22 protein-coding genes and 4 pseudogenes are annotated in these 22044 nt (G+C 64.0%); 16 read left to right on the forward strand and 10 right to left on the reverse strand.

Going from position 1 to position 22044, the window contains the following annotated elements; translation table 11 throughout:
* Positions 1-26 precede the first annotated feature (26 nt).
* The 3 genes from AB3X95_RS24130 to AB3X95_RS24140 all read right to left on the reverse strand — a co-directional run bounded on the left by AB3X95_RS24130 (position 27) and on the right by AB3X95_RS24140 (position 3462).
* Positions 27-776, reverse strand: a complete 750-nt coding sequence (locus AB3X95_RS24130) for a 2-keto-4-pentenoate hydratase (protein WP_368622721.1) — start codon at positions 774-776, stop codon at positions 27-29.
* A gap of 2 nt (positions 777-778) precedes the next feature.
* Positions 779-2065, reverse strand: coding sequence for an MFS transporter (locus AB3X95_RS24135; protein WP_368622722.1), 1287 nt, complete (start codon positions 2063-2065; stop codon positions 779-781).
* 176 nt (positions 2066-2241) lie between these two features.
* A complete protein-coding gene (locus tag AB3X95_RS24140; protein ID WP_368622723.1) occupies positions 2242-3462 on the reverse strand; it encodes an alanine--glyoxylate aminotransferase family protein in 1221 nt (406 codons plus the stop codon).
* Between the two features lie 172 nt (positions 3463-3634).
* Between AB3X95_RS24140 and AB3X95_RS24145 the strand changes: the two genes are divergently transcribed.
* The gene (locus tag AB3X95_RS24145) at positions 3635-4366 is read left to right on the forward strand and encodes a GntR family transcriptional regulator (protein ID WP_176366398.1); all 732 of its coding nucleotides are present in this window, start codon (positions 3635-3637) and stop codon (positions 4364-4366) included.
* Positions 4367-4759: 393 nt separating this feature from the next.
* Here AB3X95_RS24145 and AB3X95_RS24150 read toward each other — a convergent pair.
* A pseudogene (locus AB3X95_RS24150) lies at positions 4760-5860 on the reverse strand (MFS transporter); the annotation flags it as partial.
* 58 nt (positions 5861-5918) lie between these two features.
* On the opposite strand from AB3X95_RS24150, the gene AB3X95_RS24155 reads away from it, so the two are divergent.
* From AB3X95_RS24155 to AB3X95_RS24205, 11 genes are all read left to right on the forward strand, one after another.
* Positions 5919-7640 (forward strand): recombinase family protein, encoded by a 1722-nt coding sequence (locus AB3X95_RS24155; protein WP_368622724.1) that lies wholly within the window; start codon positions 5919-5921, stop codon positions 7638-7640.
* Entirely contained in the window at positions 7637-8164 is a 528-nt protein-coding gene (locus AB3X95_RS24160) for a hypothetical protein (protein WP_368622725.1), read from the forward strand. Before AB3X95_RS24155 ends, AB3X95_RS24160 begins: the two co-directional genes overlap by 4 nt.
* Positions 8165-8280: 116 nt before the next feature.
* A complete protein-coding gene (locus AB3X95_RS24165; protein ID WP_368622726.1) occupies positions 8281-8556 on the forward strand; it encodes a hypothetical protein in 276 nt (91 codons plus the stop codon).
* Positions 8557-8569: 13 nt separating this feature from the next.
* A complete protein-coding gene (locus AB3X95_RS24170) occupies positions 8570-8818 on the forward strand; it encodes a hypothetical protein (RefSeq protein ID WP_368622727.1) in 249 nt (82 codons plus the stop codon).
* A gap of 206 nt (positions 8819-9024) precedes the next feature.
* Positions 9025-9354: a hypothetical protein gene (locus AB3X95_RS24175; protein ID WP_368622728.1), complete on the forward strand. Its 330-nt coding sequence runs from the start codon at positions 9025-9027 to the stop codon at positions 9352-9354.
* Positions 9347-10816 carry a phage/plasmid primase, P4 family gene (locus AB3X95_RS24180; RefSeq protein WP_368622729.1) on the forward strand — a complete coding sequence of 490 codons (1470 nt, stop codon included), beginning with the start codon at positions 9347-9349 and terminating at the stop codon, positions 10814-10816. Before AB3X95_RS24175 ends, AB3X95_RS24180 begins: the two co-directional genes overlap by 8 nt.
* 140 nt (positions 10817-10956) lie before the next feature.
* Positions 10957-11241, forward strand: coding sequence for a hypothetical protein (locus AB3X95_RS24185; protein ID WP_368622730.1), 285 nt, complete (start codon positions 10957-10959; stop codon positions 11239-11241).
* On the forward strand, positions 11238-11609 hold the full coding sequence (locus AB3X95_RS24190) for a hypothetical protein (RefSeq protein WP_368622731.1): 372 nt from the start codon (positions 11238-11240) through the stop codon (positions 11607-11609). Before AB3X95_RS24185 ends, AB3X95_RS24190 begins: the two co-directional genes overlap by 4 nt.
* Positions 11599-11862 (forward strand): hypothetical protein, encoded by a 264-nt coding sequence (locus tag AB3X95_RS24195; protein ID WP_368622732.1) that lies wholly within the window; start codon positions 11599-11601, stop codon positions 11860-11862. The genes AB3X95_RS24190 and AB3X95_RS24195 overlap by 11 nt, the downstream gene beginning before the upstream one ends.
* 70 nt (positions 11863-11932) lie before the next feature.
* Entirely contained in the window at positions 11933-12973 is a 1041-nt protein-coding gene (locus tag AB3X95_RS24200; protein WP_368622733.1) for a phage major capsid protein, read from the forward strand.
* Between the two features lie 2 nt (positions 12974-12975).
* Positions 12976-13206 (forward strand): hypothetical protein, encoded by a 231-nt coding sequence (locus AB3X95_RS24205; RefSeq protein ID WP_368622734.1) that lies wholly within the window; start codon positions 12976-12978, stop codon positions 13204-13206.
* Positions 13207-13525: 319 nt separating this feature from the next.
* Here the strand turns inward: AB3X95_RS24205 and AB3X95_RS24210 are convergent, their stop codons facing one another.
* The 6 genes and pseudogenes from AB3X95_RS24210 to AB3X95_RS24235 all read right to left on the reverse strand — a co-directional run.
* Positions 13526-14305, reverse strand: a complete 780-nt coding sequence (locus tag AB3X95_RS24210) for a RelA/SpoT domain-containing protein (RefSeq protein ID WP_368622735.1) — start codon at positions 14303-14305, stop codon at positions 13526-13528.
* A gap of 728 nt (positions 14306-15033) precedes the next feature.
* Positions 15034-15288, reverse strand: a pseudogene (locus tag AB3X95_RS24215) (MFS transporter); the annotation flags it as partial.
* 76 nt (positions 15289-15364) lie between these two features.
* A complete protein-coding gene (locus AB3X95_RS24220; protein ID WP_368622736.1) occupies positions 15365-16330 on the reverse strand; it encodes a hydroxymethylglutaryl-CoA lyase in 966 nt (321 codons plus the stop codon).
* Positions 16327-17520, reverse strand: a complete 1194-nt coding sequence (locus AB3X95_RS24225; RefSeq protein WP_368622737.1) for a CaiB/BaiF CoA transferase family protein — start codon at positions 17518-17520, stop codon at positions 16327-16329. The genes AB3X95_RS24220 and AB3X95_RS24225 overlap by 4 nt, the downstream gene beginning before the upstream one ends.
* A gap of 104 nt (positions 17521-17624) precedes the next feature.
* On the reverse strand, positions 17625-18614 hold the full coding sequence (locus tag AB3X95_RS24230; RefSeq protein ID WP_368622738.1) for a LysR family transcriptional regulator: 990 nt from the start codon (positions 18612-18614) through the stop codon (positions 17625-17627).
* Between the two features lie 90 nt (positions 18615-18704).
* Positions 18705-18866 (reverse strand): annotated as a pseudogene (locus tag AB3X95_RS24235) (phosphohydrolase); the annotation flags it as partial.
* Between the two features lie 5 nt (positions 18867-18871).
* On the opposite strand from AB3X95_RS24235, the pseudogene AB3X95_RS24240 reads away from it, so the two are divergent.
* The 4 genes and pseudogenes from AB3X95_RS24240 to AB3X95_RS24255 form a co-directional block, all read left to right on the forward strand.
* A pseudogene (locus AB3X95_RS24240) lies at positions 18872-19099 on the forward strand (helix-turn-helix domain-containing protein); the annotation flags it as partial.
* Between the two features lie 53 nt (positions 19100-19152).
* Positions 19153-19911, forward strand: a complete 759-nt coding sequence (locus AB3X95_RS24245; RefSeq protein WP_176366403.1) for an SDR family oxidoreductase — start codon at positions 19153-19155, stop codon at positions 19909-19911.
* Between the two features lie 870 nt (positions 19912-20781).
* A complete protein-coding gene (locus tag AB3X95_RS24250; RefSeq protein ID WP_176120825.1) occupies positions 20782-21162 on the forward strand; it encodes a BON domain-containing protein in 381 nt (126 codons plus the stop codon).
* A gap of 709 nt (positions 21163-21871) precedes the next feature.
* Positions 21872-22012, forward strand: a complete 141-nt coding sequence (locus AB3X95_RS24255; RefSeq protein WP_176107116.1) for a hypothetical protein — start codon at positions 21872-21874, stop codon at positions 22010-22012.
* The last annotated feature ends 32 nt before the right edge of the window (positions 22013-22044 follow it).

Consider the following 22044-nt stretch of genomic DNA (forward strand, 5'->3'; position numbering starts at 1 on the left):
CGCGTGAGCCGCGCGGCTCGAATTACCTAGTACAGCGTCAGATGCACCGGCGCGAGTCCTTCGATATGCCCGCTCACGTTGCCTGCCTCGGGCGGAAAGAACATGCCGGTGTACGAACCGGCGGTGATCACCATCTCCGGGGTCACCGCGATGCCGCGCGCACTCGCGTGATTGACGAGCCACGTCAACAGCCGCCGCGGATCGCCGGCCGGATTCGCGGGCGTCGTTGCGACGACATTGCGTCCGTTGAACTCGAAACGCAGCGACGGCGTCAAGTACGGGAAATCGTCGCGATACCGCGCGAATTCCCCGACGATCAGCGCGCCGTGATTCTGCAGATCCGCGAGCTGCGCGAGTTTGTCGATGGCGGGCCACTCCGCATAGCGGCTCGCGACGATCTCGATGGTCGCGCCGATCGAGCCGATGCCCGCGAGCACTTCGTCTTCGCCGTACGGCGTCGCGGACGGCTCGAAGCGCCGGCCGAAACGGAACGCGACCTCGAGTTCGAGCCCGAGCGGCGCGAAACCTTCGCGCGACAGACGCGCGCCATCGGCGTGCAGATCGGTGTCGGGCAATGGCGCGCCTTGAATCGGTCCGCTCGCGGATTTCGCGCCGATCTTCCAGCCGCCGATTCGCGCGCCGCACGCGCTCAGGATTTCGTGCTGGATTGCGTAGGCCGCGTCGGCATCGGCTGGAATCTGCTCGGGCGGCAACGCATCGAGTACCGCGCGACTGCGACGCGCATCGGCAAGAAGCTGACTCAGTGACGAAGTCATGTTTACGCGCCTATCCGGGTGGAAACCTGCGCCTTCTCCGACGCGCTGAGTTCGAAGCGGCTCTCCGGCTGCATGCGGAACGCAAGCACTACGCCGATGCCCATTAGCAACATGCTGCCGACGAACGGCAGATCCCAGTTGCCGAAATGGTCGATCAGGAAGCCGCCCATCACCGGCGAGATGATCGCGGCGAGCGCCGAGCCCGTGTTCATCATGCCGCTCGCGGTGCCGGAGAATTCCGGCGCGATATCCATCGGGATCGCCCACATCGGGCCGATCGTCATCTCGGCGAAAAAAAAGCCCGACGCGAGACAGGCGATCGACAGCGTCAGGTCATGCGTGAACATCAACGGAATCAGCGACAGCAGGCAGAACAGCATGCATACCGACACCATCCAGCTGCGCGCGCGTTTGAGGCTGCCGGTACGCTTGAAAATCGCATCGGTGACGAGGCCGCCGAGCGTATCGCCGATCACGCCGGCGAAGAACACGACCGACGCGAAGATCGCCGACTTCTGCAACTGCAGATGATGGTTATGCAGGAAGTACAGCGGAATCCAGCTCAGGAACAGCCACAGCGTCCAGCCGTAGCAGAAGTAGACGATCGTGACCGGCGTCATGCGACGAAACAGCTTGCCCCACGGCAGGCCTGCGACTTTCGGCTTCACCGCGGGCAGCACCGCCAGTTCCTCGGGCGTGACGCGCGGATGATCTTTCGGATGCTCGGTGAACGTGATCGCCCACAGGGCGACCCACACCAGGCTCAGTGCGCCGCAGATATAGAACGATTCGCGCCAGCCCCAGGTGGTCATCACGAGCACGATGAGCGCCGGCGCGACCGCATTGCCGACTCGCGACGCCGCGTGCGTGATGCCCTGCGCGAAGCCGCGTTTTTCTTTCGCGACCCAGCGCGACATCGCCGATGTTGCCGCCGGGAACGTCGCGCCTTCGCCGAAACCGAGCACGAGCCGCGCGGCGAGCAACGAAGCGAGGCCGCCCGCGAGGCCCGTGAACACCGTAGCGAGACCCCAGATCGCACCGCAAAACAGCAGCGTGCGCCGCGCGCCGAAGCGATCGCTGACCCAGCCGCCGATCACCTGAAACAGCAGATACGGATACGCGAAAGCCGAGAACACGAGGCCGACCTGCGTATGCGTGAGACTGAATTCCTTGCCGAAACCCGCGGCCGCGGTGCTGACGTTCACGCGATCGAGGTACGTGATGAAGTACATGATGCAGAGCATCACTAGAACGATACTGGTCGCACTGGTCAAACGGAACCGTTTCATCGTCTCTCTCTCCGTGGCATGTGTCGACGGCGCGCCTGAAGTGGCGCGCTGCGTCGTCGCCCGTCGGCCGCGACAGCCGTTATGGACGCATTGCATGTGGTTATGGCCGCGTTCTGCGCGCGGCTCGCTGAGAAATGCGCTCCCTGGTGTTGCGGGTTGTTTCCTGCTGCTGGCGCTTATGCCGCGGCCTTCAACCCCGACGTCTTCGGTGCCTGGCTCAGCCACTCCATCGCGGCCGGCATGCCGCTTTGCTTGATCGGCACGCCAGCAAGCCGCAGACCCATTTCGCAGCCGGCCAGGGTCGCGAGCAGCGTCAGGTCGTTGCAATCGCCGAGATGACCGATGCGGAACATGCGGCCTTTCATCTTGCCGAGGCCCGTGCCGAGCGACATGTCGAAGCGCTCGTAGATCAGCTTGCGCACCGCGTCGGCATCGACGCCGTCGGGCATCATCACGCCCGTGAGCACCGGGCTATAGACGGCGGGATCGGCGCACTGGATTTCGAGCCCCCACGCACGCACCGCGCGGCGAGTCGCTTCGGCGAGCCGCTCGTGACGCGCGAACACGTTGTCGAGCCCTTCGCCGAGAATCATCTCGATCGCTTCGTGCAGGCCGTACAGCAGGTTCGTGTTCGGCGTGTACGGCCAGTAGCCGGTCTTGTTCATTTCGACGATTTCCGACCAGTCCCAGAAGCTGCGCGGCAGCTTCGCGTGCTGGTTGGCGGCCATCGCCTTCGGCGAGATCGCGTTGAAGCTGATGCCCGGCGGCAGCATCAAGCCCTTTTGCGAGCCCGACACGGTCACGTCGACGCCCCATTCGTCGTGGCGGTAATCGGCACACGCGAGACCGGAGATCGTATCGACGAGCAGCAGCGCCGGATGACCCGCGGCGTCGATCGCGCGACGCACGGCGGCGATGTTGGACGTGACGCCGGTCGAGGTTTCGTTGTGCACGACGCAGACCGCCTTGATCGCATGCTGCGGGTCGGCGCGCAGGCGCTCTTCGATCATCTGCGGCTGCACGCCGCGCCGCCAGCCTTCGATGCCTGGCAGACCCAGGAACTCGGGCTTCAGGCCGAGCTTCTCGGCCATCTTTTTCCATAGCGTCGCGAAGTGGCCGGTCTCGAACATCAGCACGTGGTCGCCGGGGCTCAGCGTATTCGACAACGCGGCTTCCCATGCGCCCGTGCCGGACGCCGGATAGATGACGACCGGCTGCTGCGTCTTGAAGATCTTCTTGATGCCGTCGAGCACCTTGAGACCCAGTTCGCCGAACTCGGGGCCGCGGTGGTCGATGGTCGGGTAGCTCATCGCGCGGAGGATGCGATCGGGCACCGGACTCGGCCCCGGAATCTGCAGGAAGTGACGGCCAGCGGGATGGAAATCTAGCTTCAGCATCGGGCTCCTCCAATTTGAATTTTGCATTCAAAAAACTGTATCAGAAGAATCGTGACGCTCCCAAGACCAAATATGCTCGTTGAGGCCCGCGTTTACCCGTGGTTGCGCTTGATTAACTAATCGATATGGTTCCGATAAGATCCCCACATCATGTAACGCTTAGGACTTTTGTATGCAAAATTCGGATGTCGACGCGGGTGTGACCGCTGCCCCGCTGATGCCGAAGGTCGAGCGTCAGCGCCTGCATGACACGGTGGTGGAGCACATCCGCCGCTTTATCGTCGAGGGGGTGCTGGAGCCAGGCAAGAAACTGAACGAGCGCGAGTTGTGCGAAACGCTCGGCATTTCGCGCACACCGCTGCGCGAGGCGCTGAAGGTGCTGGCCGCCGAGGGTTTGATCGAGATTTCGCCGAATCGGGGCGCGTCGGTGTCGAAAATGTCGGAGGCGGAAGTGCGCGAAACCTTCGAATTGATGAGCGGCCTCGAAGCGTTTTCGGGCGAACTCGCAGCCGAACGCATCACGGCGGCCGAACTCGCCGAAATCAAGGCCCTGCATTACGCGATGCTCGCGTGCCGCGCGCAGAACGATCTGCCGGGCTACTACAGCCGCAACCAGGCGATTCACGACAAGATCAACGAAGCGGCGAGGAATTCAGCGCTGCGACAGACCTATGTGTCGGTCAACCGGCGGCTGCAGGCGCTGCGCTTTCGCTCGAACTATCAGACGCCGAAGTGGGACCGCGCGATTCACGATCACGATGAAATGCTGAAGGCGCTCGAGGCTCGCGACGGCAAGAAGCTCAGCGCGATTTTGCGTCAGCATCTGCTCGATAAGCGGGATGCGGTTTTGCAGGTGCCGGTGCAGGAGGAAGTGGTCGCTTCGGCCTCCGTGTCGAAGGCGTGATGCGGACAACCGATGCCGAGTCCCGCTCCTCGTCACCCCATCGGCAAACAAAACTTTTCCACCTAAATTGTTGGCAAGCCTGTGGACAACCTTCGCACAGCGAGCTTAAGTGCTTGAAGCGTGAGAACTATCCGCGTGCGGTGCACGCGTAGGCAGCGAGCGTCGCTACGGAGTCCGTGATAGCGGAAAGCGGGCTTGGCAAGGATGCCGTATCAGTCGGACCAACCTCGAAGACCAGTTGTCCACATAATTTGGGAACAAGCTTGTGGACAACCTGCGCACAGGCCTGCCAAGTGATTGATGCGGCAGGCCTATCGCTCGCGGATGCGGGAGCGGGCAGCGGCGCGGCACGTCGTGTGATGCAAGCGAACGACCGCGCCGTCCACATCGATTTCACTGCGTCGTTTCACAGCTGCGCAGCGACTCCGGCAGCCCATACAGCACGATCAGCGCGCATACCACGCTCATCGTGCCGATCACATACAGCGCCGGCGTCGTGCTGCCGGTCAGATCCTTCACACGGCCCACCATCACCGGGCTCACGATCCCGCCGAGTTGCCCGAGCGTGTTGATCAACGCGATACCGCCCGCGGCGCCCGCGCCCGTCAGCAGCTTGGGCGGCAGCGCCCAGAATGCCGGAATCGATGCGACCACGCCCGCGCCCATCACCGCAAGCGCGACCACCAGCAAGGCGGTCTGCTTGTCGAAGTAGCCCGCGGCGAAGAAGCCGAGCGCCGACATCAACAGCAGCCCGAACACGAACTTGCGCCGCTCGCCGCTCGCGTCCGACAGGCGCCCGACCACCACCATGCAGATCGCGCCGCACACATAAGGCACCGCCGTCAGCAGGCCGACTACAGTGGGATTCTTCGTGCCCGCCACGTGAATCAGATGCGGTGCCCAGAAATTCAGGCCGTACGACGCGACCTGAATCAGGAAGTACACGAGCCCGAGGGTCAGGAAGCCCGGCGTTTTCAGCGCGCCCAGCAGCGAATGGCCGGTCGGCGCCGGGCGGCTTTGCTGCGCGATCTGCCCGGCGAGCAAGCTCTTCTCCGCCGAGGACAGCCAGCCCGCATCGTCGATGCGATCCTTCAGCAGCTTCAGCACCAGCAAACCGAGCACCACACACGGCAAGCCGCCGAGCAGGAACAGCCAGTGCCAGCCCGGCATGCCGAGCACGCCGTCCATATGACCGATCACGAGCCCAGCGAGCGGCGCACCGACCAGCCCCGAAAACGCCGATGCGAGAAACAGCATCGACGTGATGCGGCCGCGATATTCGGTCGGAAACCACAGCGTCAGGTAGTACAGTACGCCGGGCGCGAAGCCCGCTTCCATCGCGCCGATCACGAAGCGCAGCCCGTAGAACTGCCATTCGTTGTTGACGAACACCATGGCCGCGGTCGCGAGTCCCCACGAAATCATGATCCGCGCGATCCAGCGTCGCGCGCCGACCTTGTACAGGAACAGGTTGCTCGGCACGACAAACAAGACTGGATATTAACTGCGCATATAATCGAGTTTTCAGCCAGATTTTTCGAGGTGAAAACTCATGCCCAAAACCGCTAGAAAGCCGGTCCAGCAAGCCCCGCAGCGCCAGCCCAAGCTGTTCGTGTACACCCGGTTCAGTTCCGCGAAGCAGGCTGACGGTGACTCCCTGCGCCGCCAGATGGCGTACGCGCGCCGCTGGGCGGACGAGAACGGGTATGTCGTCGATGAATCGCTGACGATGGCCGACGCCGGTCTGAGCGCCTTCACGGGTGATCACGTCCGGCGCGGCGCGCTCGGAATCTTTCTCGCCGCGATCCGGGAAAAGGGATTCGTCCAGCCGAACGACGTGTTGCTGATCGAATCGCTGGATCGTCTGAGCCGCCGCGAACCGGTTGATGCCCAGCGCCAGTTCAGCGACATCATCGACTCGGGCGTCATGATCGTGACCGCCAATGACGGTCAGCGCTACAGCCGCGAACTGCTTCGGGAGAACCCGTCGCCGCTGTTCCTCGCGCTGGCGACGATGATCAGAAGTCACGAAGAAAGTGCGACCAAGTCCAAACGCATCACGGCCGCCGCACGGGCGCAGTGTGAGCGCTGGATCGCGGGCGATCACAGCGGGTATGTGAGCGTCGGGCGCGATCCGTTCTGGGTCAGGCGCATCAGCGGCAGCAGGCGCTTCGAACTCGTTCCGGAAGCCGTGCGGGTGGTGCGCGCGCTGATCAAACACTTCCGGGCGGGTGTGAGTCCGCATCGCGCGCTGGAGATGATCGCGGAGTCGGGCATGACCGTGCCGCCCGGCCTGTCCAATGCGGGTCGGGCCTATGCGACGATTGGCAGCCGGGTGCTGCTCGGCGAGCGCACGGTTGCGGTCGACGGCACGGACTACACGCTTGCAGGTTATTACCCAGCGGTCGCCACCGAACTCCAGTTTGCCGAACTCGAACATCTGCGCGCAGCGCGCGGGAGGCGCGGCGGCAAGTCGGCGGTCGTGCCATTGTTCACCGGAGCACGTATCAGTTTTTGCGGCACTTGTGGCAGTGCGGTCGCGAGCCAGAACGTCATGGGCCGCAGCCGTCAGGCAGACGGTCGGCCGCAGGACGGCCATCGCCGGGCCGTCTGTACCGGCTCGACGGCGGTGCCCCGGTGCCCGGCAGGTAGCATCAGCATCGTCCCGGTCGAGCGCGCGCTGCTGGCGTATTGCTCGGATCAGTATGCGCTCGACTCGCTGGTCCAGGGCCAGGATGTGAGCGGACCGGTTGCAGGCAGGCTCGCGCGCGCCCGCGAAGCCGTCGCGAAACTTGAGCGCGAGATCAGCAACCTGAACCACGCGATCGCCGAAGCCGCGGGGCAGGGACTGACGCTGCAATCGGTGATTGCGTCCATCGCGCAGCGTGAAGACCAGCTTGCGATCGAACGGAAGAAAGTCGCGGCGTTCGACAGCGAACTGGCGGTCGTGCGCCAGATGCCGCTCCCGGCGTCGGCCGACGCATGGGTGAAGCTCACGGCGGGAGTACACGCGCTCGATCCCGACGCGCGCCGCGACGCGCGCAGGCTGGTGCTCGACACGTTCCAGCGGATCGAAATCCACATGCACGGCTTCCACCCTGTCGCGGAAGGCGAGACGCCGTCGATCGGACTGGTGCTGGTGAGCAAGGCAGGCGTTTCGCGCAGGCTCGAGATCGATCGCCGATCGGGCGAATTCCTGAGCGGCACCGAAGCGGAGCGGAAGGCGGTCCAGGCCGCGCGCGCGAAGCTCCGCCCCGCGAAGGCGGCCGCATGAGCGCGGACGACGATGCCCGCGCGCGGCTGGCCGCCGAACTGAATCGCACTGTCACCAGACTGCGGGCGCAGGTTCGCGAAGTGAATGCACTGCTCGCCGACGCTGACCGGGGCGGCAGGCAGTTGCAGGCTTTCGCGGAGAACTACAACAACCTCATCCGCGCCGTGCAGGAGGGCACGGGCAGACTGGATGCCGTGATGCGCGGGTTTCACGTGCTGGCCGAATTTGACCCGCGTTACAACGATCTGCCCGTGAGTCAGGCGGTTGATCTGATCGAGCGGATCGTCGGGGCCTATGTGTCCGGCATGGGGCTGCGCAGCCAGAAAAAGACTGCCGCAAAGTACCGGAAAAACTCGGACGACCGCCGCGCGCGGTGGGAGCAGCTACGCGCCGAAGGCAAGGAGAAAAGCGTATGTGACAGGGACGTGGCTGCCCGGTACAAGGTCACACCGGAGCGGATCAGGAACATCCGCTCGCACGACCGCACACACGGCGACCCGTGGCGCGGTGACGAAAAAAAATAAATATTCACGTGAACCCCCTCACGTGAATTCCGCACCCTTCACACGCCCTACCGACGCGCCATAGAGTTGACTCCAACGCCTGCCAGAAGCAGGTGAGACATCAGGAGTCAATTGCCATGACAAACGAATCACGGACGTGGCTGCCCGCCCTCGACGTGCATCAGCGCTTCTGCACGGCGGACCCGAACGGCAAGCTGCTCGGCCTGAAGGGCAACCAGAACTCGCTCACCAACCTGATCCGCAAGCACGGCGCGTTGCTCGAAAAACTCGACGTGATCCGCCGCTCGCCCGCAAACAACAGGATCATCGCGGACCCGGATCGCTACGCACCGATCGTGTTCGAGTTGCTGACGAAGCCGCCCGAAGAAACCCCGACAGGGGCTGCTGGCTGAGCGGAGGCCGACCATGACACCAGTCACCATCAGCGCGACCGCAATGGGCGGGTTGGACATCAGGACAGCAGACGGTAGGGTCGCGGCGCTCGCCGTGGTCGATGATCAGGGGCATGTTCTCGACAGCGGACCGCAACTGGCCGAACGTATCTGGACGACCGCACTCGACTGTTACGAGAATTTTCTTTTTGCCGAAGGCGCACTTCGTGTCTTTGTGCCCGATGCTTCGCAGACCGAACCGCACGCGGAGGCCGACAAGTGACTGCCGAAAAAAAAGAACCCGCCGTTGGCAGCGGCGGGCGGGGTACAGCTGATGACCTTGCGGGTCGCGGACAGGATAGTCGGCGTCCGCTGATCGCGCAAGCGTCATCAACCGCCACCGCGCTGCTCGATCGGCTCGACGGTGTGCAGGCGTGTGGGAATGGTCGCTGGCGGGCACGCTGCCCGGTGTGCGGATCGCACAGGGCCGTGCTCGCGATCACCGAAAAGGATGACCACACGGTCCTGCTGTTCTGCTTCAGGAGCGGGTGCAGCGTCGCCGACATCGTGGGCGCGGTCGGTCTCGACCTCTCAGACCTGTTCCCGCCACGGGAAAGTGTCCACGCATCGAAGCCCGTGAAGCGCGGTCGCCGCTTCACCGCATTGCAGGTCATCGGCGCGATCAATCTCGAACTGCTCGAAGTGCTGGTGATCGTCGGCTCGATCCTGCGCCGTGGCAGCGTCACGCCCGCCGAACACGAACGCCTGTGCCTCGCGATCTCGCGCGTGGCCGTGGCTGAAGGGGCGTGCCATGACTGAGCGCACGAACTATCCCGACCGGACGATCCTCGATCGGTCGCCGACGCGGCCGTCGAAAAAGCGCACGCCGTCGAAGGGCAACGGCCACGCCGACGAAGCGCTGACCGTCATCGACCCGAAGGCCCCGCTCGACGTGGCAAGCCAGTTCATGCTGACGCACTGGATGCAGGGCGGCGTGGGTTGCATGGCTTTCTGGCGCAGTGAGTTCTGGCGCTATGCGCCCAATGGATGGCAGCAGATGTCAACCGATGACGTGCGCGCCGAACTCTACCGGCTGCTGTCGGTCGCGAAGCACCCGGTCGAGAACCTGCTCCTCAGCGTGAAGCCGACGCCCCGCATGGTCAATGACGTGCTCGATGCGCTGCGGGCACGGGCGAAGATCGATGACGCCCGTGATGCACCGTTCATGCTTGACGGCACCGTCCTGCCCGCAGGCGGGGTGCTGGTGGTGAACAACGGCTACATCGAACTCGCCTCGCGCACGCTGCGCCCACTCACGCCGAACCTGTTCGCGCCGTCGCGCGCGGACTTCGACTACGAACCCGACAGTGGCGACCCGGTGAAGTGGCTCGCCTTTCTCGGGGAGGTGTTCGACGACGACCCCGCTTCCATCGCACTGCTACAGGAATTTTTCGGCCACGTGCTGTCGGGTGGGAACCTGTACCAGAAGGCACTGTTCATTGCCGGGCCGAAGCGCTCGGGCAAGGGCACCATTGCAGGCGTGCTCACGCGGCTGATCGGACGCGCCGCCGTGGCGTCACCGGCGCTGCACACACTGGGCGACCCGTTCGGACTGGCGGGGCTGCTCAACCGCAGCCTGATCGTCGTGAGCGATGCGCGCCTGACCGCGCGAGCCGACATCAACAACGTGGTCGAGACCCTGCTGCGCGTGATCGCGGGCGACCCGGTCGATGTGCATCGCAAGTTCCTCACGCCATTGCCGGCGGTCGTGCTGCCCGGCCGCATCCTGATGCTCTCGAACGAGTTGCCCGCCTTCGCGGATGCGTCCGGCGCGATCACCAGCCGCTTCCTGATCCTGCGTACGCGCCAGTCGTTCTATGGTCGCGAGAATCCGAAGCTCGCACGTGAACTGGCGGAAGAACTGCCTGCCATCCTCGACTGGGCACTGGACGGCCTGACGGTGCTCACGAAGCGCGCCCATTTTGTTGAGCCGGGTGACGCCGAAGCCACGCGCGAGACGTGGGACCGTGCAACGTCGCCCACGGCGGCATTCGTGGCCGACTGCTGCGTGGTCGGGCCGCACTGCGAGGTCTCGGACGATCTGCTGTTCGGTGCATACGAGGCGTGGTGCATGCGACAGAACTTCAAGCCGCTGGCGCGTAACTGGTTCTACCGCGACCTCGCGCCGGTCGTGGCAACGAAGCGGCGCAGACGCCTTGTGGGCGGCGTTCAGAAGCCGTTCCTCGATGGCATTGACCTGTGTGACAGCCCGCTCGGCTAACCGGACTTGCAGGGCATGTCAGGGCATTTTCTCTTTTTACATCGCATAGAAGAGAAGTTAGATAAGAAATAGAGAAATGCCCTGACATGCCCTGCAAGCTGCACCGTGGCCATGCTGTTAAAGACCTTGCGGAGAACATCATGAAAACGGATTCGATTGAAGCACTGCAACGTCACGCCACCGTCCTGCTCGGCCAGATCGAGGCGGCGATGCTGCCCGAAGATCGCGAGCGGCTGCGTGAGATCGAGCGCGACGGCGGCGGGTTGCTGCTGTCGGTTGATCGGCGCGGTGAACTCTCGGTCTGCGCCGTCCTTGATGGCCGCATCGTGGGCGTACCGCTTCTGATCACGCCCCGGGGCACCGTCGTCACGATGAACCTGCCGCGCCTCACGGCGCGCGACGCTACTGCCGGGGAGGCATCATGACGAAGCGTTCCCCGGAGGAACAGAAACCGGAGACCTACTCGCAGATGCTTCGGCGCTGCGGTATCAGCCGGAAGCAGGCGCACGAATGGAGAAAGCTCGCAGAGATGCCGGAGGACGAGTTCGAGGCGATGCTGGCAGCACCCGACATGAAGGCGCGCTACAACGCAGTCATCAAGGCACCGGTCGGTGGCAATGGCCGCATCGCACGACCCGCCGCGCGTCTGCTCGATGCCCTGCTCGCGCTTGAACTCCAGTTCTTGACGTTCGATGTTGTGGCGCTCGATGATCTCGACGCGCAGCAGCGCGCCGCCTTTGCGCGGGTCGCGTCGTCGGTGATCACTTCGTTGCAGGCCGCTCGTGACCGGTGACGCCGACCAGATCGGGCAGCAACTGCGCGACTGGTGCCGCGAGCACCACGTGTCACTCTCCGCGCTCGACGAGATCGGCGAAGCCGATGCGGCACGCCTGCTCGGCGTCACCAGCGCCTGCCTGCGGCGGCAGTTCCACGAAGGTCGCAGCGCGGTGCCGCCCGCGCGCGTCGTGTTCGGCCGCAGGCAATACGCCCTGCAAAAAATTGCCGCGTATCTCGCGAACGGCGCGAACCGCGCGTTGGACGGGTGACGTGCGCCGCGCGATCCTTCAGGCGACATCAACATCAACATCGACATCGAGATCGACATCGGAGGTGACCGTGGCCTACGAACTCACGCGCGCAGCCCGCGCGATTGCACTCGGCGGTGACGTGCGGAGCGCGCGGGGTCTTGCGATCGGCAACTATGGCATCGGCGCGCCGTGTGTGGACTGGCTGCGACGCGCGCAGGACGTGCTTGACACGCAGGGCAGCATCACTGGTCCCAGCGGCGAACCCGTACCGTTCGCCCGGGCAGGGGACTTCGTCGCGCTGGTCGATCGCCGCTCGATCATCTCGCGCATGTCTGACGCCGTGGGCGGCGGCTTCAGGGCGGTGGTGCCGTACCGGCCGCTGCTGCTCCAGACCGATGGCAGCGTGGCCTGGTGGGCAGGCGAGGCAAAGATCAAGATCACGTCCGCCGACGCCGCGTTCCGGTCGGAATACATCCCCGTGCGCAAGATCACGGGCATGACGATCGCCACGCAGGAATTCATGCGCAAGATCGACGAGGCCAGCGACGCGATCCTGCAACGCGATCTGAGCCGGGCGGTTGCCGACCGCCTGTCCGCCACGTTCGCGGGCAACACCGCGCCCAGCGACGATGATCCCGGAGGCGTTTTCCACAACGTCGAGCCACTGGCTTCGACCGGCAGTCTCGAAGGCGACATCGCACTGTTGATCGACAACTTTCCCGGCGATCTGGGCACCTCCTGCGTCGTCACGACGCCCGTCATCGCGGCGCGGTTCAATCTGTCCGGTCACGATCAGGTCGGCGCACAGGGCGGCTATGTCGCGGGCATCGCGACCGCAACCAGTGACGCCGTTGCAGATGGCGTGCTCGGCATCGTCGATCTCGCGCGTGTGCTGATGTATGACGGTCCCGTGGTGCCCGCGACATCGCAGCAGGGCATCGTCACCGTCGAGGATGAGCAGGGCGAGGCGTCGGTCCTGTCGCTGTGGCAAGCCAATCTCGCGGCCGTGCGTGTCGAGAAGTTCTGCTACTGGCGGCTCACGGACCCGCGTTACGCGCGGTGGGTCAGCGACGCGGGGGCAGGCACGGGCGACGTGCGGAAGGCGAAGCAGTCGCGCGCGGGAGCATGATCATGCGGCTGTTTTTCCGGCGCAGCCCGCGTACCGCTGACCTCGGCGGCGATGGTGACGACGATCGCAGCAGCAGTGTCGTGTCCGAACGTGAGGTCAATGCGCTGGCGTCGGCAATCGCGGATGGGCTCTGGCCGCTGGTCTGCCAGATTGACCGCGAACGTGCTGCGGCGGGCCTGCCGCTTCTCACGGCGGCCGAACTCGAGGAAGTCTTTGGAGACGACGCGCCATGAGCCTGAAGCGCGTGAACACCCAGATCGTTTATCTCGTGCTGAACATCACTCGTAACGGCGCCGGTGAGCTACCCTCTCCGTTTTGCCGTTTCAACAAGCTGCCGATGCAATCGCGATGGCCACGGAACTCGAATCCTCTGGGTCCAGTTTGAACGCACGTTGTGCTGCTGCAATCGGTCCTCATCGGCGAACGTCTTCAAAGCGGACAGTCGCTGCAGGATCCCGAGTTCATCTTCGAGTGCCTGCAGTTCCTTCTGAAGGTCTCGCACCGAACTTCCTATGAACGCTTTCTCCAGATGCTCGTGGTTTCTAGCAATTGCTAAGCGGTCGCCTGCACTGGGTTGCGCGACCGGTGGAGCGCAGTGTGGTCATAGGTCGCGCGGTCGATGATGATCTCGCTGGCGATCGCAAAAAAACGACCGCGCTTGGTGGCGTTCATTTCGAACTTTGTTCGTTCGCCATCGACGAGGTCAGAGATCTCAACAGCCGTTGCCCAAGCGTGCTGGGCCCGAGTCCGATACTGGATCTCAACAAGCAAGTTATCCCACGGCTTCTTCCCTTCCTCGCGTTCGCTGCCGCGTGGCAGATGGCGGTACACGTCATGAATCCCGCGGTAACCAGTCGACTTCGGATGCTCGATATAGTTGTACTTCTCAGCCGGGTACCTCAGTACATGCTTCACATTCTTCATCACCGTCTGAGAGTGCATGTAGGCGCGGAACTCGTGCAAGTCTTCGATGTTGTCGAAGATCATTCTGCAGCCGGCGAAGTCGTGCATGCCTGACACGTCAGCGATCAAGAACTCCCCATTCGAGTCTTTCCTTCCCAGTTTGTCGACGACCGTGTTGCGCCGTTTCAAGCGCTGCGCAAACTCGACGTTGAAGCCTTTTCGCGAGATATGGCGCTTTATCCAGATCTGGAAAGTATTGATGACATAGCCGTGTGACGCCCGCCACGTGTCAACGAGGTCGTAGTCCTGCGGCAACGCCTTGCCCTCTGAGATCGCTTTACCAGCTCGCCCGTACTGCCGATTTGTTTTCGGGGGGAAGCGGATACGCCATGGTATTACTGGGAAAATTTGGAATTGGGAGTATGGCATGGACGGACCTTCGCGTGGAAGCGTCGTTCGATTCGCGCGGAATATGCAGCCTACAATCCGACGCCGCCAAGGTCAGCAATTCGGCAGGCTGCTGACGTTAAACGGAATAAACCCGAATGTCGGCAAAAGGCCGAAGGGACTTCCGAGCGCTCGTCAGTCGCGATCGGATGGCGGGTCTCGGGTTGTTGCTGACGCATGGATTTCCGAGCGACACCGCACCTGAACGGCGGCTAGTGGCCCGACTGCTGCCCGGAGAGCATCGGTTGCGGTCGGCATACTGGTCGGGTGCGTTCGACGTGCTGACGGGGTGCGGCCGGGTTGCCCCCCCGTCACAAATATGCGCTTCAGAAAAGAAAGGTTCTGCGGGTATTTTCAGGAACCCGGATTCCTTTTCCCGACCACCCCCCACCGGTCGTGCCCCCGCGCCCGCTGCCACTGCGATGACTGATCCTTGCTGATGCCGTAACTGGCGAGCGTGATCGACGATCACCGCCGCGCGTTGCGCGCGTGCCGTCCAGCGCCATCTCCCTGACCAGCACACCCGCGCGACGATCTCGATCTCGATGCGCGCGCAACCAGCGATCAGGCAGCGCTCAGATTGACCGCTGAGACCGGCGAGAACCGCCCAGAACGGGTTGGCGGGTGTCGGCCGCTGTCGTTGCATCGATGACGGCGCGAGGGTGTCAGACGGCCGGATTTCCGGGCTGATCGATCAGTACATATCGAGTATCGTTCGTCACCTCGAACAGCACGTAGCCGATCACGAACAGACTCGCGCCGAGACCGTACGCGGTATCGGACAAGCCCAGATCGCTTTGCAGCTGGAACTTTGCGAAGCTGATATTGATGCGGTCGAAGAACGCGAACAGATAGCAGATCATGATGAGCGGCATCAGCCGCCACGCAACTTTGCGGACGATCGCCGCGAGATCGTCCGCGCCATGCTCGCGGGTACTGCCCGCCACTACGCCCAGGTCACTCATGCTTGTCTCCAATGCCGGATTCGGCGGTGCCGTCCGGTCGTTTGATCGGTTGAGGGGTTGTTTGTCGGGGTTCGGTTCAGATCTGTCGAACGTAGTCGGGCACCGGATGCAAATCGCAATTGCGGCCTGCTTTGGCCACTTGCCCCGGCACGTCGTGGCCGAGCAATGCAGGCAAGCCGCGCGACAGCGCGAGCAGCTTCGGCAGGTCGATCCCGGTCGGGATGCCCATTTCGTCGCACAGGTTCACGAGGTCTTCGGTGCAGATGTTGCCCGACGCACCCGGCGCGAACGGGCAGCCGCCGAGGCCGCCGAGCGCCGCATCGAAGCGGCGCGCGCCGGCTTCATACGCGGCGAGCACGTTGGCGATACCGAGGCCGCGCGTGTTATGAAAGTGCAGCGTGAGCGCCGTGGCCGGCAGCGTTTCGAGCACGCGCGCGACGAGCCGCGCGACCTGGTGCGGATTCGCCATGCCGGTCGTATCGGCGAGCGTAATGCCCTCGATGCCCATCTCGCGATATGCGTCGACGATGCCGATCACCCGGTCTTCGTCGGTGCGCCCTTCGAACGGACAGCCGAACGCGGTCGCCACGGTCGCATTGAGCCGCACGCCCGCGGCCAGCGCTCGACGCACGATGTCGTCGAACGCCGCGAGCGACGACTCGCAGCTCATGCGCATGTTCGCGCGGTTATGCGTCTGACTCGCGGACATGACGAGGTTCAGTTCGTCGGCGCGCGCGGACAACGCGCGCTCGGCGCCTTTCAGGTTCGGCACCAGCGCGACATAGATCACGCCGGGTTGCCGCTCGATCCGCTGGAACACCGCCTCGCCGTCGCGCAACGCCGGAATCGTCTTCGGCGACACGAACGAGCCCGCTTCGATGCGCGTGAATCCGCAGGTGGATAGCCCGTTGATCAGCGCGATCTTGTCGGCGGTTTCAACCCACGTGGGTTCGATCTGCAGGCCATCGCGCGGGGCGACTTCCTGCACGATCAGCTGGTCGAATGACGCGGCCTCGCGCGTGGAAAAGATCGAGGAATTCATTGCACCGCTCCCTCGCGACGAAGCCGCTCGATTTCTTCGCTCGCGAATCCAAGTTCGCTGAGCACGCTGCCGGTGTGCTCGCCGAGCGTCGGCCCTTGCCAGCGCACTTCGCCCGGCGTGTCCGACAGCTTCGGCACGATGCCCGGCATCTTCACCGACGCGCCGCCCGGCAATTGCGCCTGCAGCAACATGTCGCGCGCCTGGTAGTGCGGATCGGCGACGATGTCGGCCACCGAATAGATGCGGCCCGCCGGCACTTCGGCGCGTTCGAGCGCGGCCAGCACGTCTTCGGTCGCGTGATGCGAGGTCCACTCGGTGATCGCCTGATCGAGCAGCGCGACCTGCTCCGCGCGGCCGTCGTTGTGCGCGAGCGCGGGATCGTCGGCGAGATCGGGGCGGCCGATCAGATGCATCAGGCGCTTGAAGATCGGATCGCTGTTGCCGGCGATCACGACATAGCCGTCGTCCTCGGTGCGATAGGTGTTCGAAGGGGCGATGCCCGGCAGCGCGCCGCCGCTGCGCTCGCGCACATGGCCGAACAGGTCGTATTCGGGCACGAGGCTTTCCATCAGATTGAACACGCTCTCGACGAGCGACACATCGACCACCTGCCCTTCGCCCTGGCCGGTCTTCACGCGCAGCAGCGACATCAGCGCGCCGATCACGCCGTGCAGCGACGCGAGCGAATCGCCGAGACTCACGCCGACGCGCGCCGGCGCGCCGTCCACTTCGCCGGTCGTGTAACGGATGCCGCCCATCGCCTCGCCGATCGCACCGAAGCCCGGCCGGTCACGATACGGGCCGGACTGACCGTAGCCGGAAATGCGCACCATCGTCAGTTTCGGGTTCAGCGCGTGCAGCACGTCCCAGCCGAGGCCGAGCTTTTCGAGCGCACCGGGACGCAGATTTTCGATGATGACGTCGGCATCGGCGGCGAGGCGCTTGACGACCTCGACGCCATCGGCCGATTTCAGATTCACGCAGACGGACTTCTTGTTGCGCGACTGCAGATACCACCACAGCGACGTGCCTTCATGCAGCTTGCGCCATTTGCGAAGGGGATCGCCAGTTTCGGGCGCTTCGATCTTGATCACGTCGGCGCCGAATTCGGCCATCAGTCGCGCGGCGAACGGCGCGGCAATGAGCGTGCCGATCTCGACGACACGAATACCCTGCAGTGGTCCACCCATGTTGCTGTCTCCGAACTCGTTTCGTATCGGGAGACAGCTTAGAAGCGGCGTGGTGGCGGCGTCCAACCGCAATTCGCCAACGACCGTTCGCGAACGGCGAACGATCAGCGGCGGCCGCGGGACCGGCGCGGTGGTTCGGTGGTGATGGGTGCGGGTTCGGGTTGAGCGTCCGCTGCCGTTTCGCGCGCTTCGACCGTGCGCAGATGATCGAACAGCAGCCGGCTCACCGGCGACAACGCATCGACGTCGCGCACGACGAGCACGAGGCTGCGCTCGGCCCAGTCGTTGTCGAGCGGCATGCCGACGAGACCGAGCGGGCGGCCCATCAGTTGATACACCTTTTGCGGCAGCACGCCGACGCCCATGCCCGCCTGCACCATCCGGCAAACCGCATCGAAGCCCGGCACGTGGATGCGCAACCGCAGCGGCTTGCCGGCCTGGCGCGCCGCGAGGTGCGTGCGCGCGTTGATCGAGCTCGCCGAATGCAGGCCGACGTGATCGCCATCGAGCGTTTCGGTGAACGCGATGCTCGTGCGTGCCGCGAGCGGATGATCGTCGCGCATCACGATCACGAGCGAATCGCGCCGGTAGTGCTCGACGTGCAGTTCGCGCGTGTCGGCGTCGCCGGAACAGATGCCGAGATCGGCGAGACTTTCGTCGATGGCCTTGACGACGCCGCCGCTCGGCCGCTCCTCGAGATCGACCTTCACGCGTTCGTGCAGCGACTGGAACGCGCGCAGATCTTCGGGCAAAAATTCGACGATCGCCGACAGGTTCGCCATCATCCGCACATAGCCGAGCACGCCGCTAGCATGGCCGGCCAGTTCGATACCGATGCTCTCGATGTCGCGCAGCACCCGGCGCGCGTGATGCAGCAACGTTTCGCCCGCCGGCGTCAGCGTCATGCCGCGCGCGTTGCGCTGAAATAGCGACGCGCCGACCGCCTGTTCGAGTTCGACCAGCCGCTTGCTGGCGGCGGACACCGCGATCGCTTCGCGCTCGGCGGCACGCGTGAGCGTGCCCTCTTCGAACACGGCGAGGAAGAGCTGCAGCGTGGTGAGATCGAGCTTGCGGAGAAGGTTTTTGATGGCCATGGGGCGGCGGCGCAGAAGTGCGATGCGCCTATTTTGACGCGAGTTGCGCAAATCGTGGGGCCGCGCCCGCTCATTTGGCCAATCGGTCGCTCACGACTTCCACGCCGAACCCAGAATCATCGTGCAGAAGTTCTCGCGATGAAAATGCGGGTCTTTCAGCGCCAGCACGTCGGCCTTCACGTTGCCGAACGTCGTGTGCGGCTTGTGGATCGTGCCGTGCGCGAACGCATCGATGATGCCTTTCTTGAAGTGCGCACCGTGACTTCGCGCGCGTGTTCGTGCAGGAAACCGGCGTGACGCCGCATGAATTCGTCGAACGCGCACGCGTGGATGCCGCGCGCAAGCGGCTCCAAAGCAGCGCCGCGGCGCTGAAGACGATCGCCTACGATTGCGGCTTCGGCACCGCCGACCGCATGCGCATCGTGTTTGCGAAGCGGCTTGGGGTGACGCCGATGCAGTATCGCGAGCGCTTTCGGTCGGCCTGAATACGGCGTGAGAAAATCGACGATTCTGCAAGACAACGATCACAAGGAACGACATGACCTCATCTTCTCCGATCCGCGCGATCGTCACCGGCCATACGCGCGGCCTGGGCGCGGCGCTCGCCGAACAACTGCTCGCGCGCAGCGTCACGGTGCTGGGTCTGTCGCGCTCGCGCAATGCGGCGCTAAAGGCGCGCTTTGCCGCGCAGCTCGAAGAGATCGAGCTGCCCCTCGCCGAGCCCGCACGCGTCGCGCAATGGATCGCCACCGACGCGCTGAGCAACTTCGTGCGCGGCGCGCAGACGGTGCTGCTGATCAACAATGCGGGCACAGTGGAACCGATCGGGCCCATCGAAGGACAGGACGCGGCGAACGTCGCGGACGCGGTGAGCCTGAACGTCGCGACGCCGCTGATGCTCGCGAGCGCGCTCGCCGCTGCGGCCGTCGACGCAACCGACCGGCGCATCGTCCACATTTCGAGCGGCGCGGCGCGCAACGCGTATCCGGGCTGGAGCATCTACTGCGCGACCAAGGCCGCGCTCGATCATCACGCGCGCGCCGTCGCGCTCGATGCGACTTGCGCGCTGCGCATCTGCAGCCTCGCGCCGGGTGTGATCGATACGGACATGCAGGCGCAAATTCGCGGTAGCGGCGAAGAGCAATTCCCGATGCGCCAGCGCTTCGAAGACCTGAAGCGCAACGGCCAACTGTCGACGCCCGAGCAATCCGCGGAGCGGCTGATCGACTACGCGCTTAGCGATGCTTTCGGGCAGACGCCGGTCGCGGACATTCGCGAGATCGCGAAACCGGCCTGAACGGGTGATCGCGGGCGAGTGCTGCCGCTCCCGAAAAGCCTCACCTTTGGCACGGAGCGGCGGTGAATCGGCGTCTGGTAGCGTCGTCAGTGCTCCCGAAAAGCCTCACCTTTGCGGTGAAATGAGGGCTCGAGGGGGCATTTCAGCGCGCGCGGCGTGGCTCTTACACACTGCTCCCGAAAATCCTCACCATTGATCGAACGCGGTCGGTTCGCGTCGCCGATGAGGGTCGCGTAAGCGGCAGATCGCTTGGACATTCAACGACTTACGTTACACAGCCGCCGAGCGGCCAACACGATGGATGCAATGATTGGCGACTGCATGAGACGCGTTTTGAGTCCCGAATCTCCTCACCTATGGCTGATAGGCAAAATGCGTGCACTGCCGCACGCTGCTTGCCGCTCGGCTTATTTCGCTTCTGGCACGGCCGGTTAGTTGCAAAAGAGCCGCCGCCGCGCGACTCCCGAAACTTCTCACCTTTCGCGTGCCGCACCCGCCACGATCATTCGATCAGGCACAACCAGTAACCGACGTGAGCCCTCGCCGGCTTCCTGCGAGACGGCCTCAACGCATTGCGCTTCTGACCGGAACCATGCTTTTCAAGAAGCTATTCGCAACTTATCGCACCGTCGAGGCAACTCCCGAATACCCTCACCTTTAGTTTTGAAGTGCGCGTACATGTGCGCATATTCTCACCTCGGCCGCTCCCGAACCTTCTCACCTATCGATATCGACGCCTGCGCCGCAGAATATAATCGGAGCCGACGGTCGATTACTCGTCGCGAGGCGGCAGTGCGTTGCGTCGCCTCTTCCACGCTGGCAACACGCGGCTCGAACGGCAGTTCCTGGCAAACCGGCAAAGGAGGAAGAATGAAAACAAACGGCGCGAGAAGAATCCTCGGCGCAATGGTCGCGATGGCCATCGCGACTTGCGCGACCTATGCGAACGCACAGACGCGCGAGATGCCGAACGATGCGTCGATGCAAAGCCAGCCGGCCCCAGCGGCTTCGAACCGGCACGCTAACCGGTCCGACAGCGCGATCGTCCGCGACGTCCGCCGCGCTTTCACGCGCACCACGAACCTCAATTCGGCGAACATCCATGTCGAATCGCGCCACGCCATCGTCACGCTGAGCGGCACGGTTCCGCGGCAATCGCAAATCGAGCGGGCCGGCAACGCGGCGCGATCGGTTCGCGGCGTCAGAAGCGTGCATAACCGGCTGACCGTGCGACGGCGCGCCAATCAGTAAGCCTGTGTGGCGGCATCGGCCGGATGGATCGATGCCGCCTGTTCGACCTTCCCCCTCTATCGGCGTCGATCCGCACGCGTTCACAGTGCGCGGCGTTGCGCGCCGCACATTTTCTCCGCTCTGCTTGAGAAACAGGTTGACCTCGGCGGAAACCGAACCCTAGAATTCAAGAATCATCACCAATGGGGCTCACGCCTTGGACACCTGCAGTAGCCGACTTTCGAACAGTTTCGCTGCCTGACCGGCAGGACGTCCGCGCTCTCTTCATCAGCCGCCGTCTTGCCAGCAGGCAGACGGTGCGCGCCACAGTCTTTTCCCGTGCACCTAACGTAACGTCGTCTCCGCATGACAGGAACGCCGCGTTCAAACGCGTCCCTGCGCTGATACGGCGTCGCATCGCGAGCCTCGTGCTTGCGGTCGCGTTTGCGCGCGCGTTGTCAGTCAACGCAGTCAGTTCAACGCAATGCGCGCGAACGCGTGGATAAACACGTGTGTAGCAACGTGCTAGCGAACGTATCAATCGCTCATACACGCTACACGCCAACAAGGAGCCGCCATGCCTGGCAGTGACAGTTATCCCTTATGCCGCTTCCCTGTTCTATTAACTGAGGAAAGCGAGTAGACCTCCACCGCCGCGCCCGGACATACGCGGCCTCCGTGTCTGCTGGCTTTCCACCAGCGCGTCGAAACCGGCGCACGGAGATACCCAATGCAATTCGGCCTCCTTCTTTCGAAGTTCCCGCGCGTACAGGAATCGCGCGCGTTTTACGACGCTCTGCTCGTGCTGCACCCGCGCGAATCGCGTCCGTTCATCGCCTTCTGCCGTCGCGTGATGTCGCGCGTGGCATAGCGTTTCGCGACCCGACCTCCGACAACTACAAC

This window comes from Paraburkholderia sp. BR13444 (genome assembly GCF_040948755.1).
GTDB lineage: Bacteria > Pseudomonadota > Gammaproteobacteria > Burkholderiales > Burkholderiaceae > Paraburkholderia > Paraburkholderia youngii.

Coding starts and splice junctions, on each gene's coding strand:
- AB3X95_RS24210 (WP_368622735.1), bottom strand. CDS start 14,305: ATGCCATACTCCCAATTCCAAATTTTCCCAGTAATACCATGGCGTATC.
- AB3X95_RS24180 (WP_368622729.1), top strand. CDS start 9,347: ATGACTGAGCGCACGAACTATCCCGACCGGACGATCCTCGATCGGTCG.
- AB3X95_RS24135 (WP_368622722.1), bottom strand. CDS start 2,065: ATGAAACGGTTCCGTTTGACCAGTGCGACCAGTATCGTTCTAGTGATG.
- AB3X95_RS24170 (WP_368622727.1), top strand. CDS start 8,570: ATGACACCAGTCACCATCAGCGCGACCGCAATGGGCGGGTTGGACATC.
- AB3X95_RS24220 (WP_368622736.1), bottom strand. CDS start 16,330: ATGAATTCCTCGATCTTTTCCACGCGCGAGGCCGCGTCATTCGACCAG.
- AB3X95_RS24160 (WP_368622725.1), top strand. CDS start 7,637: ATGAGCGCGGACGACGATGCCCGCGCGCGGCTGGCCGCCGAACTGAAT.
- AB3X95_RS24145 (WP_176366398.1), top strand. CDS start 3,635: ATGCAAAATTCGGATGTCGACGCGGGTGTGACCGCTGCCCCGCTGATG.
- AB3X95_RS24190 (WP_368622731.1), top strand. CDS start 11,238: ATGACGAAGCGTTCCCCGGAGGAACAGAAACCGGAGACCTACTCGCAG.
- AB3X95_RS24255 (WP_176107116.1), top strand. CDS start 21,872: ATGCAATTCGGCCTCCTTCTTTCGAAGTTCCCGCGCGTACAGGAATCG.
- AB3X95_RS24250 (WP_176120825.1), top strand. CDS start 20,782: ATGAAAACAAACGGCGCGAGAAGAATCCTCGGCGCAATGGTCGCGATG.
- AB3X95_RS24245 (WP_176366403.1), top strand. CDS start 19,153: ATGACCTCATCTTCTCCGATCCGCGCGATCGTCACCGGCCATACGCGC.
- AB3X95_RS24230 (WP_368622738.1), bottom strand. CDS start 18,614: ATGGCCATCAAAAACCTTCTCCGCAAGCTCGATCTCACCACGCTGCAG.
- AB3X95_RS24225 (WP_368622737.1), bottom strand. CDS start 17,520: ATGGGTGGACCACTGCAGGGTATTCGTGTCGTCGAGATCGGCACGCTC.
- AB3X95_RS24140 (WP_368622723.1), bottom strand. CDS start 3,462: ATGCTGAAGCTAGATTTCCATCCCGCTGGCCGTCACTTCCTGCAGATT.
- AB3X95_RS24130 (WP_368622721.1), bottom strand. CDS start 776: ATGACTTCGTCACTGAGTCAGCTTCTTGCCGATGCGCGTCGCAGTCGC.
- AB3X95_RS24155 (WP_368622724.1), top strand. CDS start 5,919: ATGCCCAAAACCGCTAGAAAGCCGGTCCAGCAAGCCCCGCAGCGCCAG.
- AB3X95_RS24205 (WP_368622734.1), top strand. CDS start 12,976: ATGCGGCTGTTTTTCCGGCGCAGCCCGCGTACCGCTGACCTCGGCGGC.
- AB3X95_RS24165 (WP_368622726.1), top strand. CDS start 8,281: ATGACAAACGAATCACGGACGTGGCTGCCCGCCCTCGACGTGCATCAG.
- AB3X95_RS24185 (WP_368622730.1), top strand. CDS start 10,957: ATGAAAACGGATTCGATTGAAGCACTGCAACGTCACGCCACCGTCCTG.